This window comes from Streptomyces sp. NPDC034043 (assembly GCF_055575675.1).
Genome location: NZ_JBVISF010000005.1, coordinates 499,301 through 512,981, shown reverse-complemented (window position 1 = coordinate 512,981; position 13,681 = coordinate 499,301). Strand labels below are relative to the sequence as shown.

At 72.8% G+C, this 13,681-nt stretch carries 12 protein-coding genes; 7 read left to right on the top strand and 5 right to left on the bottom strand.

The annotated features are described in order from the left end of the window. Nucleotides 1-269 precede the first annotated feature (269 nt). Together aceE and ACZ51S_RS16100 are read left to right on the top strand one after the other, a co-directional pair. Nucleotides 270-3,002 carry a pyruvate dehydrogenase (acetyl-transferring), homodimeric type gene (gene aceE / locus ACZ51S_RS16105; protein ID WP_388936154.1) on the top strand — a complete coding sequence of 911 codons (2,733 nt, stop codon included), beginning with the start codon at nt 270-272 and terminating at the stop codon, nt 3,000-3,002. A gap of 156 nt (nt 3,003-3,158) precedes the next feature. Continuing rightward, nucleotides 3,159-3,962: a potassium channel family protein gene (locus tag ACZ51S_RS16100; RefSeq protein WP_468801966.1), complete on the top strand. Its 804-nt coding sequence runs from the start codon at nt 3,159-3,161 to the stop codon at nt 3,960-3,962. Here ACZ51S_RS16100 and ACZ51S_RS16095 read toward each other — a convergent pair. After that, nucleotides 3,943-4,323 (bottom strand): peptidase inhibitor family I36 protein, encoded by a 381-nt coding sequence (locus ACZ51S_RS16095; protein ID WP_468478332.1) that lies wholly within the window; start codon nt 4,321-4,323, stop codon nt 3,943-3,945. The genes ACZ51S_RS16100 and ACZ51S_RS16095 overlap by 20 nt on opposite strands. Before the next feature lie 199 nt (nt 4,324-4,522). Next, nucleotides 4,523-6,118, bottom strand: coding sequence for an MFS transporter (locus tag ACZ51S_RS16090; protein ID WP_468961104.1), 1,596 nt, complete (start codon nt 6,116-6,118; stop codon nt 4,523-4,525). Between the two features lie 175 nt (nt 6,119-6,293). On the opposite strand from ACZ51S_RS16090, the gene ACZ51S_RS16085 reads away from it, so the two are divergent. The 3 genes from ACZ51S_RS16085 (at nt 6,294) to ACZ51S_RS16075 (ending at nt 9,353) form a co-directional block, all read left to right on the top strand. Beyond that, nucleotides 6,294-6,956, top strand: coding sequence for a TetR/AcrR family transcriptional regulator (locus ACZ51S_RS16085; RefSeq protein ID WP_468478338.1), 663 nt, complete (start codon nt 6,294-6,296; stop codon nt 6,954-6,956). A 217-nt stretch (nt 6,957-7,173) separates the two neighbouring features. Further along, nucleotides 7,174-8,403: an alpha/beta hydrolase gene (locus ACZ51S_RS16080; RefSeq protein WP_468478337.1), complete on the top strand. Its 1,230-nt coding sequence runs from the start codon at nt 7,174-7,176 to the stop codon at nt 8,401-8,403. A gap of 95 nt (nt 8,404-8,498) precedes the next feature. Further along, entirely contained in the window at nt 8,499-9,353 is an 855-nt protein-coding gene (locus ACZ51S_RS16075; protein ID WP_468478330.1) for a DUF4429 domain-containing protein, read from the top strand. 37 nt (nt 9,354-9,390) lie between these two features. Here ACZ51S_RS16075 and ACZ51S_RS16070 read toward each other — a convergent pair whose 3' ends face one another. Together ACZ51S_RS16070 and ACZ51S_RS16065 are read right to left on the bottom strand one after the other, a co-directional pair. Beyond that, nucleotides 9,391-10,413 carry an aldo/keto reductase gene (locus ACZ51S_RS16070; protein ID WP_468478329.1) on the bottom strand — a complete coding sequence of 341 codons (1,023 nt, stop codon included), beginning with the start codon at nt 10,411-10,413 and terminating at the stop codon, nt 9,391-9,393. Next, nucleotides 10,410-10,832, bottom strand: a complete 423-nt coding sequence (locus tag ACZ51S_RS16065) for a MerR family transcriptional regulator (RefSeq protein WP_388939119.1) — start codon at nt 10,830-10,832, stop codon at nt 10,410-10,412. The genes ACZ51S_RS16070 and ACZ51S_RS16065 overlap by 4 nt, the downstream gene beginning before the upstream one ends. Nucleotides 10,833-10,892: 60 nt before the next feature. On the opposite strand from ACZ51S_RS16065, the gene ACZ51S_RS16060 reads away from it, so the two are divergent. Then, a complete protein-coding gene (locus ACZ51S_RS16060) occupies nt 10,893-11,711 on the top strand; it encodes a serine hydrolase domain-containing protein (protein WP_468961152.1) in 819 nt (272 codons plus the stop codon). 15 nt (nt 11,712-11,726) lie between these two features. On the opposite strand, the gene ACZ51S_RS16055 is transcribed toward ACZ51S_RS16060, so the two are convergent. Further along, entirely contained in the window at nt 11,727-12,386 is a 660-nt protein-coding gene (locus ACZ51S_RS16055; protein ID WP_468883990.1) for a pirin family protein, read from the bottom strand. Nucleotides 12,387-12,466: 80 nt separating this feature from the next. Between ACZ51S_RS16055 and ACZ51S_RS16050 the strand changes: the two genes are divergently transcribed. After that, a complete protein-coding gene (locus ACZ51S_RS16050; RefSeq protein ID WP_468478327.1) occupies nt 12,467-13,678 on the top strand; it encodes a PucR family transcriptional regulator in 1,212 nt (403 codons plus the stop codon). Nucleotides 13,679-13,681 lie beyond the last annotated feature (3 nt).

The following is a 13,681-nucleotide window of genomic DNA, read 5'->3' as shown; positions in this document are numbered from 1 at the left end:
GACCACCGGTGATTCATCCCACACCATTCCAGCTCATTCGGCACCGCAGGAGGACTTTCCTCTCTGTTTGAAGGGCGAACGTCTTTGCGAACCCGATGATCGGCCTGGGCGTATGGTTGCGATTTGGCCCGGCTCCGCCCAGGGCCCGCCGGGCCGCTCCTTCGCCGCTCCAGGTGTTACCCAGTGGTAGAGGTGAAGATTTCGGCCGGGCGTAAGACCATGGGAGGCGGCGACCCAAGGCACGACTCCCCCGACAGCGAAGGAACAGCGTGGCTTCCGCATCCGATCGCAACCCGATCATCATTGGCGGTCTTCCGAGCCAGGTCCCGGACTTCGATCCGGAGGAGACGCAGGAGTGGCTCGACTCCCTGGACGCCGCCGTCGACGAGCGGGGCCGCGAGCGCGCCCGCTACCTGATGCTGCGGCTCATCGAGCGTGCCCGCGAGAAGCGCGTGGCCGTGCCGGAGATGCGCAGCACGGACTACGTCAACACCATCGCCACCAAGGACGAGCCGTTCTTCCCCGGCAACGAGGAGATCGAGCGCAAGGTCCTCAACGCCACCCGCTGGAACGCCGCGGTCATGGTCTCGCGCGCCCAGCGCCCCGGGATCGGCGTCGGCGGCCACATCGCCACCTTCGCCTCCTCCGCCTCCCTCTACGACGTGGGCTTCAACCACTTCTTCCGGGGCAAGGACGAGGGCGACGGCGGCGACCAGATCTTCTTCCAGGGCCATGCCTCCCCGGGCATCTACGCCCGCGCCTACCTCCTGGACCGGCTCTCCGAGCAGCAGCTCGACGCGTTCCGGCAGGAGAAGTCGAAGGCTCCGCACGGCCTGTCCAGCTACCCGCACCCGCGGCTGATGCCGGACTTCTGGGAGTTCCCGACCGTCTCGATGGGCCTCGGCCCGCTCGGGGCGATCTACCAGGCCCGGATGAACCGGTACATGGAGGCGCGCGGGATCGCGGACACCTCCAAGTCCCACGTTTGGGCGTACCTCGGCGACGGCGAGATGGACGAGCCGGAGTCGCTGGGCCAGCTGTCGATCGCGGCCCGTGAGGGCCTCGACAACCTGACCTTCGTCGTCAACTGCAACCTCCAGCGCCTCGACGGCCCGGTGCGCGGCAACGGGAAGATCATCCAGGAGCTGGAGTCGATCTTCCGCGGTGCCGGCTGGAACGTCATCAAGCTGATCTGGGACCGCTCCTGGGACCCGCTGCTGGCGCAGGACCGCGACGGCATCCTGGTCAACAAGATGAACTCCACTCCCGACGGGCAGTTCCAGACGTACGCCACCGAGTCGGGCGCGTACATCCGCGAGCACTTCTTCGGCGGGGACCAGCGGCTGCGCGCGATGGTCGAGAACATGACCGACCAGCAGATCCAGCACCTGGGCCGCGGCGGCCACGACCACAAGAAGGTGTACGCCGCGTACGCGGCGGCCAAGGCCCACAAGGGCCAGCCGACGGTCATCCTGGCGCAGACGGTCAAGGGCTGGACGCTGGGCCCGAACTTCGAGGGCCGCAACGCCACGCACCAGATGAAGAAGCTGACGGTCGACGACCTCAAGCGCTTCCGCGACCGCCTGCACATCCCGATCACGGACGCCCAGCTGGAGAACGGCGCCCCGCCGTACTACCACCCGGGCCGCAATTCGCCCGAGATCCAGTACATGCACGACCAGCGCAGCGCCCTGGGCGGCTACGTGCCCACCCGGGTGGTGCGCGCCAAGCCGCTGCAGCTGCCGGACGAGAAGGCGTACGCGGCGGCCAAGAAGGGCTCGGGGCAGCAGTCGATCGCCACCACGATGGCCTTCGTCCGCATCCTGAAGGACCTGATGCGGGACAAGGAGATCGGCAAGCGCTTCGTGCTGATCGCGCCCGACGAGTACCGCACCTTCGGCATGGACGCCTTCTTCCCGAGCGCCAAGATCTACAACCCGCTGGGCCAGCAGTACGAGGCGGTCGACCGCGACCTGCTGCTCGCCTACAAGGAGTCCCCGACCGGCCAGATGCTGCACGACGGCATCTCGGAGGCGGGCTGCACGGCCTCGCTGATCGCCGCGGGCTCGGCGTACGCGACGCACGGCGAGCCGCTGATCCCGGTCTACGTCTTCTACTCGATGTTCGGTTTCCAGCGCACCGGTGACCAGTTCTGGCAGATGGCCGACCAGCTGGCGCGCGGTTTCGTCCTGGGCGCGACCGCCGGCCGGACCACCCTGACGGGTGAGGGCCTCCAGCACGCCGACGGCCACTCCTTGCTCCTGGCGTCGACGAACCCGGGCTGCGTCGCGTACGACCCGGCCTACGGGTACGAGATCGCGCACATCGTCAGGGACGGTCTGCGACGGATGTACGGGCCCGACGCCGAGGACGTCTTCTACTACCTGACGGTCTACAACGAGCCGATCCAGCATCCGGCCGAGCCGGCGGACGTCGACGTGGACGGCATCCTCAAGGGCCTCCACCGGGTCTCGCAGGGCACCTCGGGCGCGGTCGGCGCTCAGATCATGGCCTCGGGCGTGGCGGTGCCGTGGGCGCTGGAGGCCCAGCGGATCCTGGCCGCCGAGTGGAACGTACGGGCGGACGTCTGGTCGGCGACCTCCTGGAACGAGCTGCGGCGCGACGCCGTCGAGGCGGAGGAGCACAACCTGCTCCACCCGGAGGAGGAGCAGCGCGTCCCGTACGTGACGCGGAAGCTGTCGGGTGCGGAGGGGCCGTTCGTGGCGGTCTCGGACTGGATGCGCGCGGTGCCGGACCAGATCTCGCGCTGGGTGCCGGGGACGTACACCTCGCTCGGCGCGGACGGCTTCGGCTTCGCCGACACGCGTGGCGCGGCGCGGCGCTTCTTCCACATCGACGCCCAGTCGGTGGTGCTGGCGACGCTCACCGAGCTGGCCCGCGAGGGCAAGGTCGACCGCTCGGTGCTGAAGCAGGCCGTCGACCGGTACCAGCTGCTGGACGTGACGGCCGCCGACCCGGGCGCGGCCGGCGGCGACGCCTGACGCCTGACGCCTTCGGCGGGCCGCCGGACCGGGGGCCCGCCGGGTGAGCCCCGTCCGGATGCCGGGCGGGGCTCACCCGTGCCCCGTCCGGACCGGCTGCTCCCGGCCGTGGATCCGGCGGGCACCGGCGCCGGCCCGTTCCCTACGATGCTGCGCATGAAGGAAACCTCCCGCCAGCTGCTGTGGGAGCGGCGGAGCCAGACCCCGCTGCTCCTCCTCGCCGTGGCCTTCGCCGTGGCGTACGCCGTGCCGATCGTCGCCCCGGACGCGGAGCCGTCCGTGCACAGGGCGTGCGCGTACGCGGAGTGGGTGGTCTGGGGGGCCTTCGCCGTCGACTACCTCGTGCGGCTGGGCCTCTCGCGGGACCGGCTGCACTTCGTGCGCACGCACTGGCTGGACCTGGCCGCGGTGGTGCTGCCGCTGGTGCAGCCGCTGCGCCTGCTGCGGCTGGTGGCCACCCTGATGCTGGTGGGGCGGCGGGCGCGGATGGCGCCGCAGATCCGGCTGACCACGTACGTGGCGGGGGCCGTGGTGGGACTGCTGATGTTCGGCTCGCTCGCGGTGCTGAGCGTGGAGCGGGACGCCCCTGACGGGAACATCAGGAACCTGGGCGACGCGGTGTGGTGGTCGTTCACCACGATGACCACGGTCGGGTACGGGGACCACTCCCCCACCACGGGTCTGGGCCGGGTGCTGGCGGTCGGGCTGATGCTGTCGGGGATCGCCCTGCTCGGTGTGGTGACCGCCAACATCGCCGCCTGGTTCATCGCCCGCTTCGAACGGGACGACCAGGTGGAGCGGCTCCAGCTGGCCGCGGTCCTGGAGCTCCAGGCGGAGGTACGGGCACTGCGCGCCGAGGTCGCGCTGCTGGGCGGCGGCGGCCTGGGCGCGGTGCCCGCCCCGGCCGCCGCCGGGTCCGTCCGCGAGGAGCCGACGGGCGCTACCGTTCCCAGATCTTGAACGCCTTGATCTGGAAGGCGGACTGGGGCAGCCAGGTCCCGTCGCCCGGATAGGTCTGGAACTCCCCGGTCTCGGCGCACTCGGCCGACTGGTAAGTGGTCACGGGGCGCCCGGTCCGGTTGATCAGGGACTGGTAGGCGGGCCCCGCGGGCAGGGCGGTGCAGCTGTTGATGTCGAGGGTGCTCAGGTCGTGGACCTGCTTGGTGCCCTTGAAGTCCGGTTTCGCCCACAGGCACAGCTGCCCGGTGGCACAGGGCGGCCCGGCGGCGTGGGCGCCGGTGGCGGTGCCCGGGACGAGGGCGGCGGCGGCCAGCAGGACGGCGGCGAGGGTGGTGGATCGAGCGGTGCTCCACGTACGCATGACGGGGTCAACTCCTCCTTGACGGACGGGCCCCGGACCGTTTCCGGTGCTCCGTCGACACCACGCTGACCTGCGCAGACGGTGGTGCGGAAGGGGCTGTGGACGGGTCCACCCGGATAGGCGACAGCCCCGCCGGAACCGTCCGGCGGGGCTGTGGCGGGCGCGGGGTTGACCTGTCCGTAACGCGGGCGCGGGCTGCTCAGATGTGGGCCGCGCCGCCCGCTGCGGCCTCGGCGTTCTGGCCGCGCTTGGTGAAGCAGGCCACGATCGCGGCGAGGACGGCGACGATCCCGGCGCAGGTGAAGGCCGTGCTCATGCCGGACACGAAGGTGTCGTGCGCGACGCCGGCGATGGTCCGCGCCACCGCCTCGGGGGTGCCGGGCGGGACCGGGGCGATGCCGACCTGGACCCCCTTGCCGGCCTGGTCGAGCTGTTCGGGGGTGAGCGGGGGCAGCCCGGCGCCCTGCCAGTTGTCCCCGAAAGTGTCACTGACCTTGGCCGCCATGACCGCTCCGAGCACGGCGGTGCCGAGGCTTCCGCCGACCTGCATGGCGGCCTGCTGGAGGCCGCCCGCGACACCGGACAGCTCCAGCGGCGCGTTGCCGACGATGACCTCGGTGGCGCCGACCATGACGGGCGCGAGGCCGAGGCCGAGGAGGGCGAACCAGAGCGACATGGTGAGCGTGCCGGTGTCCGGGGTGAGCCGGGCCATCCCGAAGCAGGCGGCGGCGGTGGCGGCCATGCCGGCGACGAGCGGGACCCGCGGGCCCACCTTGGTGATGGCGGCGCCGGCCAGCGGCGAGCCGACGATCATCATGCCGGTGAGGGGCAGCAGGTGCAGGCCGCTGTCGACCGGGCTCATGCCGTGCACGTTCTGCAGGTAGAAGGTGACGAAGAACAGGCCGCCCATGAACGCGAAGGCCATCAGCACCATCAGCACGGTGCCGGCGGACAGCGGGAGCGAGCGGAACATGCCGAGCGGGATCAGCGGCTCGGAGACCTTGGTCTCCCAGACGGCGAAGAGCACGAAGCACAGCACGGAAGCGCCGAGGAAGAGCAGGGTCTTGGTGTCGCCCCAGCCCCATTCGGCGGCCTTGATCAGCGCCCAGATCAGGGAGAACATCGCGGCCGACAGGAGCACGATGCCCGGCAGGTCGAAGGAGCGCGGGGCGTTCTCGGCGCGGTGGTCGAGCAGGATGAACAGGCCGAGGAGCAGCGCGACGACACCGACCGGCACGTTGACGAAGAAGACGGACTGCCAGCTGACGTGTTCGACGAGGAGGCCGCCGACGATGGGGCCGGCGGCGGTCGAGGCGCCGATGACCATGCCCCAGATGCCGATGGCCATGTTGAGCTTCTCGGCGGGGAAGGTGGCGCGCAGCAGGCCGAGGGCGGCGGGCATCAGCAGGGCGCCGAAGAGGCCCTGCGCGACGCGGAAGCCGATGACGAGCCCGACGCCGGTGGACAGGCCGATGGCCGCCGAGGAGAGGGCGAAGCCGGCGATGCCGATGAGGAAGGTCTGCCGGTGTCCGAAGCGGTCGCCGAGCTTGCCGGCGGTGATCAGGGAGACCGCGAGGGCCAGCAGGTAACCGTTGGTGATCCACTGGACCTGGGCCAGGCTGGCGCCGAGGTCCTGCTGGATGGCGGGGTTGGCGACGGCGACGATCGTGCCGTCGAGGGTGACCATCATGACCCCGACCGCCACGGCGAAGAGGGTCAGCCACGGGTGACCGCGCAGTCCGGCACGTGCCGGAGCCGGGTCTGGTTCCTTGGCGAGCGTGATCTGACTAGTCATGCGATCAGGCTAATGACAGCGACTGACACTTCACAAACGGCTTAACGCGACAGTAGCTGTCAGGTCGGTCACAGGTACCCTGACCGCTTACTCAGCGTCAGATCGACACGTCCCACCCATGAACCACGCCCCACCCATGGACGTCCCATCCGTGAACAGAGAGGACCCCGCGGCGATGACCGACCAGCGGCCCGCCCCGGCGGCCGGACTGCGCGAGCGCAAGAAGCGGCGCACCCGGGACGCGCTGCTGCGCGCCGCCCTGCTCCTGTTCCTCTCCCAGGGCTACGAGCGGACCACGGTCGACGAGATCACCGACGCCGTCGAGGTCTCCCAGCGCACCTTCTTCCGCTACTTCGCCAACAAGGAGGAGGTCGCGTTCGCGGTGCAGGACCTGGTCGAGTCCCACTTCGTCGCCGCGCTACGGGCCCGGCCGGCCTCCGAGGCCCCGCTGGAGGCCATGCGCAACGCGGTGCTCGCCGCCTGGGACACCGTCGAGGAGGCCATCTCCGACGTGGTGCCCATCGACCTCTACATGCGCGGCTACCAGCTGATCGAGTCCACTCCGGCCCTGCTCGCCGTGCACCTGCGGCGCTCCACGGAGCTGGAGGAGGAGATCGCCCGGCTGATCGCCGCCCGCGAGGGGCTCGACCTGGACGCGGACCCGCGGCCCCGGGTGGCGGTGGCCGCGTTCTGCGGGGTGATGCGGGTCACCGGCCGGCTCTGGGGCCAGGGCGAGGACACCAGCGTGTCCGCGATCCGGCGGATGACCGGGGCCTACCTCGACCAGATCGGCCCCGCCCTGGCGGCGGACTGGCGCCGGGAGGCCGCGGCGGGCTAGACCTGCCGTCACGCGGCCCCGGCCGGCCCGCGCCCTTCGACGACACGCCGTACGGGCGGCACCGGGCGCTCCCGCGGCACCCGCCCGGGGCCCGACCGCGAGCCCGTGGCGGCAACGGAGCGTGATCGGCGGGGAGATGTGTCCCACGACCGGCCGTGAGCCCGGTCACGCGGGACGCCACCGCCTCCGGCGGTCTCCTAGTCTGGCTCCAGTGAACCTGCCCGGCCGCCCCGCCCCCACCACCCCGGACGCCCCCGCGCGCCCCGCCGCCCTGCGCACCCTGCTCGCGCTCGCGGTCGTGTTCCTGATGCTGGCGACCACCGGCTGGACCGCGGTGCACCGCCCCGACACCGGGATCCAGGCACGGGCCGCCGAGCTGGTCGCGTGGGCCTCGGTCCGGGTGGCGGGGCAGGCCGTACCGCCCGCCGACGCCCCCGTACGGACGGTCGCCCGCTTCTTCGCCGGCCTCGACGGCGCCCAGCGGGCCCACCTAGCCGACGGCTACCCGCTCGTGGTCGGCAACCTCGACGGGGTGCCCGCCGAGATCCGCTACCGGGCCAACCGCCGTGCCCTGGCGCAGGCCGCGCGGCTGGAGCGGGCCCGCGGCCGGGACGTCGCGCTGACCCCCGCCGACCGCGGCACCGCCGTCCGGCGCGCCCACCGCTTCGAGTCCCTCGCCGAACCCGGCCGGCAGATCCTCGTCTTCGACCCCACCGGCAGCGGCCTGGTGGCCGAGGTCTTCGGCGACCTCGCGGCGGCCCGGCGGGTCTCGGTGGTCGTCCCCGGCGTCGACACCGACGCGCTCACCTTCGAGCGCTCCCAGCGCCGCCTCACCGCCCCCGCCGGCATGGCGCGCTCCCTCTACGAGGCCGAGCTGGCGACCGCGCCGGCCGGCCGTACCGCCGTCATCGCCTGGGCCGGCTACACCGCCCCCACCGGGGTCGGCGTGGACGCCGCCACCGGCAGGCTCGCCGTGCAGGGCGCCGTGCGCCTGGAGTCCCTGGCGGCGGCCCTGCCCGGGGACGCGAGCGTGGCCCTGTTCTGCCACAGCTACGGGTCGGTGGTGTGCGGCGTGGCCGCGCGCCGGCTGCCGGACCGGGTGACCGACCTGGTGGTGGCGGGCAGCCCCGGCATGCGCGCCGAGAACGCCGCCGCGCTGCACACCTCCGCGCGGGTCTGGGCGATGCGCGACGAGGGCGACTGGATCTCCGGCGTACCGCACGTCGAGGTCGGCGGGGTGGGCCACGGCGCGGACCCGGTGGCCCCGGAATTCGGCTCACGGCTGCTGTCCTCGGAGGGGGCCGGGAGCCACACCGGTTATTTCGAGCCAGGTACGGCTTCCCTGGACAACTTCGCCAAGATCGGAACCGGCGCCTTCGGTTCCGTCGCGTGCGCGAACGGCGGAGACGACTGCCGGCTCGGAATTTCCGGCACGGACGGTGACTAACGGGGCCGTCCCCCGCCCCGCAGCCGTAGCAAGTCGAAAATCGGGCCGGGAGACGAGGGGGACGCGCGGGGGCACGTCCCTTTACGATGTGCCGCATGGGTGACGTACTGGCCGGAAATCATGCCGTCTGGGAGTTCGACTCGGACTCGGTGCTCATCCGCTTCGCACGGGGGATGCGAACTCCACGGCTCTGGCACGCACTGGGCGAGCGCCGGATCCCCCTGGAAGCGTTGTCCGGGGTGAACGTGAGCGCCGCCGCCGGGGCGATGGGCCGGCGGGACACGGTGGTGCTGCGCGCCGTTCCGCGCGCGGGCGCCGATCCGCTGATGGAGGCTGCCGCCGGGCAGCTGAAGGAGGGCTGTGACCCGTACCGCCTCGTGCTGCCCGGGGACCGGGCACCGCAGGCCGTGGCCTTCGCCGACGCGCTGCGCGAGCGGCTGGGGCCCGGCTCCGACGAACCCGCCGACCGCTTCCTGGTCGAGGTGCCGCAGCCGCCGGTCCACCTGAAGGCGTACGACGCCCGGGTGGGCTTCGACGGCTCGGCGGTCACCTTCCACTGGTCGCGCACCGGTGCCAGCAGCGCCAAGTGGCGGGCCGGCGACCAGCGTTTCGGGCTGGCAGGTCTGGCCGGCGTCGAGTGGGCCTCCCCGGACCGCCCCGGCGGCGGGTACCTGCGGCTGCGGCCCCGGGACGCCGCCGGGGACCCCGGCCCGCCGGACCACGACCTCGCGGCCGCGGTGTTCGGGGTCGGGTACGGGGCGGTGCACGAGTCCCTGCCGTTCGCGGCCGCCGTGCTCGCAGCGCTGCGCGAACGGGCCCCCGTGGCCTCGGTCCCGCGCGCCCGGACGTCCGACGACCGGCTGACGCACCTGAGCGAGCTGCACAGCACGGGCCTGCTCACGGACGCCGAGTACGCGATGCTGCGGGACCGTTTCGCCGCCGGGGCGTGAGCGCGCCGGGGCGTGAGCGCAGCGGCGCACGCGCGGCCTATGCCTCGCGGGAGTCCGAGGTGAAGGCCATGTCCGGGTAGCGCGCGCCCGCGACCCGGCCGGCCAGCGGCTCCAGCAGGGCCAGCTCCGCCCCGGTCAGGGTGATCCGGGTCGCGGCGGTGTTCTCCCGCAGCCGGCCCGGCTTGCGGGTGCCGGGGATCGGGACCACCGTCAGGCCGTGCACCGCCGCCCGCTGCTGCACCCACGCCAGCGCGACCTGCGCCGCCGTGACCCCGCGCGCCGCCGCGATCTCCCGGACCGGAGCCAGCAGGGCCGCGTTGGCCCTGGCGTTCTCGCCGGTGAAGCGGGGCTGGCGCCGCCGGAAGTCGTCGGCCGGCAGCTCCGCCGCCGCGTCCGCGAAGGCCCCGGTCAGGAAGCCGCGCCCGAGCGGGGAGTACGGCACGAAGGCCACGCCCAGCTCCGCCGCCGCGCCCACCGCACTGCGCTCCACGTCCCGGCTGAACAGCGACCACTCCGACTGGACCGCCGCGATCGGGTGCACCGCGTACGCCTCGCGCAGCTCGGGCCCGGTGACCTCGCTGAGGCCGAGGTGGCGCACCTTCCCCTCCCGCACCAGCTCGGCCATGGCGCCCACCGACTCGGCGAACGGCACGTCCGGGTCGCGCCGGTGCATGTAGTACAGGTCGATCACCTCGACGCCGAGCCGCCGCAGGCTGTCCTCGACCGCGTGCCGGACGTACGCGCGGTCGTTGCGGACGCCCCGGTACAGCGGGTCGTCGTTGCGCTCGATGGCGAACTTGGTCGCCAGGGTGATCTCGTCCCGGTGGGCGGCCACGAAGGGCGCCAGGAACTCCTCGTTCGCGCCGCGCCCGTAGACGTCCGCCGTGTCGAAGAGGGTGACGCCGGCGGCCAGCGCCGCGTCCAGGGTCGCGCGGGCGGCCGTCTCGTCGGTCTCCCCGTAGAACTCGCTCATGCCCATGCAGCCGAGGCCCTGGACGCCGACGACCGGTCCGCCCCGGCCCAGTTCGGCCCGCGCGATCGGGGTGCCGTGCTCCGTCATGACCGTGCCTTCCCGGCGACCGCTTCGGCGCCTGCCGCCGGGGTGCCCGTCGATTTCGTGCCGTACATGTTGATCTTCACGTCGAGTACGCCGAGCGCGTCCGTCAGCTCCGCGAGCCGCGCCCGCACCTCGCGGCGTGTCCGTTCCAGCAGTTCGCGGCGCTCGTCGACGGTGTGCTCCCCCTCGCGGACGAGTTCGGCGTAGCGGACCATGTCCGCCACCGACATCCCGGTGGCCCGCAGCTTGCCCACGAAGGCCAGCCAGCCGAGGTCCTTGTCGGTGAACCGCCGCTGCCCCGAGTGGGAGCGGTCCACGTGCGGCATCAGGCCGATCCGCTCGTACCAGCGCAGCGTGTGCTGGGTCAGCCCGGTCCGGGCCTCGACCTCGCTGATCGTGTACCGCGTCTCCGTCAGGCTCATGGCCCTACGCTAAAACCCTGGAGCGCACTCCAAGCAAGTAGGCTCGGCGGCATGGAGACCATGCAGAGCCTGCGGGCCATCGAGACCTGGCCGGTACCCGCCGCCGCCGCGGCCGTCGTACGCGCCGACGGGAGCCTGGCCGGCTCCCACGGGGACACGGCCCGCCGTTTCCCGCTCGCCTCGGTCACCAAGCCGCTCGCCGCGTACGCCGTCCTCGTCGCGTACGAGGAGGGGGCCCTGGAACTGGACGAGCCGGCCGGACCCGAGGGGTCGACGGTCCGTCACCTCCTCGCGCACACCAGCGGCCTTGCCTTCGACGAGCACCGGGTGACGGCCCCGCCCGGCGAGCGTCGGCTGTACTCCAACGCCGGCTTCGAGGTGCTCGGCGACCACCTCGCCAAGGCCACCGGGATCCCCTTCTCCGAGTACCTGCACCAGGCCGTCTTCGAGCCGCTGGGCATGACCTCCTCCAGCCTGGAGGGCTCCCCCGCCAAGGACGGCGTCTCCACGGTCGCCGACCTGATGCGCTTCGCCGCCGAACTCCAGGCGCCCCGGCTGCTCGACGTCCGCACCGTCGCCGAGGCCACCTCCGTGGTGCACCCCGGTCTCAAGGGCGTCCTGCCGGGCTACGGACACCAGTCCCCCAACGACTGGGGCCTCGGCCTGGAGATCCGCGACGGCAAGTCCCCGCACTGGACGGGCCTGACGTCCTCCCCGCGCACCTTCGGCCACTTCGGCCAGTCCGGCACCTTCCTGTGGGTGGACCCCGACGTGCGCGCCGCCTGCGTGGCGCTGACCGACCGGGCCTTCGGCCCCTGGGCGGTGGAGGCCTGGACCCCCTTCACCGACGCGGTCCTCGCGGAGCTGCGCGGCCGCTAGGCCCGCCGGCGACGGCTACGCGGGCAGCTCCCAGATCAGCAGTTCGCCCGGGGACCCGGCGGTGATCTCCAAGCCCTTCTCGCCGGTGATCCGCGCCGAGTCCCCGGGGCCCAGCTCCTGCCCGTCGAGCCGCAGGTCGCCGCGCACCACGTGCAGGTAGACCCGCTCCGCGTCCGGTACGGGGACCCGCTCGCCCGCGCCCGGCCGCCGGACGTACAGCACCGCGCCCGCCGCGGGGACCTCGTACGGGGCGCCGTCCGCGAGGCCCCGTACCACCTCGTACGCGGGCTCCCCGCCCGCGGTCAGCGGCGCGAGCCACATCTGCACGAACCGCAGCGGGACCGGGCCGTCGTTGCGCTCCACGTGCCGCGCCCCGGAGCCGGCGCCGAGCCGCTGGACGTCCCCGGGCCGGACCGTGCCGGTGTGCCCGCCGGTGCTGTCCTGGTGGGTGAGCTCGCCCTCCACCACCCAGGTGACGATCTCGGTGTGGCTGTGCGGGTGCTCGTCGAAGCCGGCGCCGGGCGCGAGGCTCTCCTCGTTGCAGGCCAGCACCGGACCGAAGCGGATGTTGTCGGGGTCGTAGAAGGACCCGAAGGAGAAGGCGTGGCGGGTGGTGATCCCGGCGTCCGGATCCCCTCCCGCGTACCGGTCGGCGGCGCGGCGTACATCGATCATGCGGGCCACCGTAGCCGCCCCCGGGGGACGGCGTGCGGACCCGAGTCCGAGCCGGGCCGCCGATAAGGCAGTCTTGTCCCGTGCCCCAACCCGAACGTGAGCAGCCCCCCGAGACGCGTCCCGCGCATCCGGTCCACCCGCACACCGCGACGCTGCGCCGACTGGAGAAGTCGTCCGGCCGGCTCGCCGCCAACGCCATCGCGCGGATGGACGAGAACCTGCCCTGGTACCGGGCGATGCCTCCGGAGAACCGGTCGTGGATCGGTCTGGTCGCACAGGCCGGCATCGCGGCCTTCACGGAGTGGTTCCGGCACCCGGAGACCCCGCAGGCCATCTCCACCGACGTCTTCGGGACCGCTCCGCGCGAGCTGACCCGGGCGATCACCCTGCGCCAGACCGTCGAGATGGTCCGTACGACGATCGAGGTCATGGAGGCCGCGATCGACGAGGTGGCGGCCCCGGGCGACGAGTCGATCCTGCGCGAGGCGCTGCTCGTGTACGCCCGGGAGATCGCCTTCGCGACGGCCCAGGTCTACGCCCAGGCCGCCGAGGCGCGTGGCGCGTGGGACGCCCGGCTGGAGTCCCTGGTCGTGAACGCCGTGCTGTCGGGCGAGGCCGACGAGGGCGCGCTGTCCCGGGCCGCCGCGCTCGGCTGGAACTCCCCGGAGCACGTCTGCGTGGTCCTGGGCACCGCCCCGGAGGGGGACAGCGAGCTGACGGTGGAGGCGATCCGCCGCGCCGCCCGCCACCACAAGCTCCAGGTGCTGACCGGGGTGCTCGGCGACCGTCTGGTGGTGATCGCGGGCGGCAGCGACAACCCGATGCAGGTGGCGAAGTCCCTGATCGGGCCGTTCGCGGCCGGTCCCGTGGTGGCGGGGCCGGTGGTCCCGGACCTGCTGAACGCGACGAAGTCCGCGCAGGCCGCGGCGGCCGGCCTGAAGGCGTGCACGGCCTGGCAGGACGCGCCGCGCCCGGTCCTGGCGGACGATCTCCTGCCCGAGCGCGCGATCGCCTCGGATCCCTCGGCCAGGGAGCAGCTGGTGGAGGAGATCTACAGACCGCTGGAGGAAGCGGGCTCGGCGCTGCTGGAAACGCTGAGTGTCTACCTTGAGCAGGCCAGCAGCCTGGAGGGGGCCGCGCGGATGCTGTTCGTGCACCCCAACACGGTGCGCTACCGGCTCCGACGTGTGACCGACGTCACCGGCTGGTCACCCTCGGACGTCCGTTCGGCGTTTACGCTGCGAATCGCCCTGATCCTGGGGCGTCTGGCCGACGGAGATCAACAGTCCTAGACT

Coding starts and splice junctions, on each gene's coding strand:
- ACZ51S_RS16100 (WP_468801966.1), top strand. CDS start 3,159: ATGAAGGAAACCTCCCGCCAGCTGCTGTGGGAGCGGCGGAGCCAGACC.
- ACZ51S_RS16095 (WP_468478332.1), bottom strand. CDS start 4,323: ATGCGTACGTGGAGCACCGCTCGATCCACCACCCTCGCCGCCGTCCTG.
- ACZ51S_RS16090 (WP_468961104.1), bottom strand. CDS start 6,118: ATGACTAGTCAGATCACGCTCGCCAAGGAACCAGACCCGGCTCCGGCA.
- ACZ51S_RS16085 (WP_468478338.1), top strand. CDS start 6,294: ATGACCGACCAGCGGCCCGCCCCGGCGGCCGGACTGCGCGAGCGCAAG.
- ACZ51S_RS16075 (WP_468478330.1), top strand. CDS start 8,499: ATGGGTGACGTACTGGCCGGAAATCATGCCGTCTGGGAGTTCGACTCG.
- ACZ51S_RS16070 (WP_468478329.1), bottom strand. CDS start 10,413: ATGACGGAGCACGGCACCCCGATCGCGCGGGCCGAACTGGGCCGGGGC.
- ACZ51S_RS16065 (WP_388939119.1), bottom strand. CDS start 10,832: ATGAGCCTGACGGAGACGCGGTACACGATCAGCGAGGTCGAGGCCCGG.
- ACZ51S_RS16060 (WP_468961152.1), top strand. CDS start 10,893: ATGCAGAGCCTGCGGGCCATCGAGACCTGGCCGGTACCCGCCGCCGCC.
- ACZ51S_RS16055 (WP_468883990.1), bottom strand. CDS start 12,386: ATGATCGATGTACGCCGCGCCGCCGACCGGTACGCGGGAGGGGATCCG.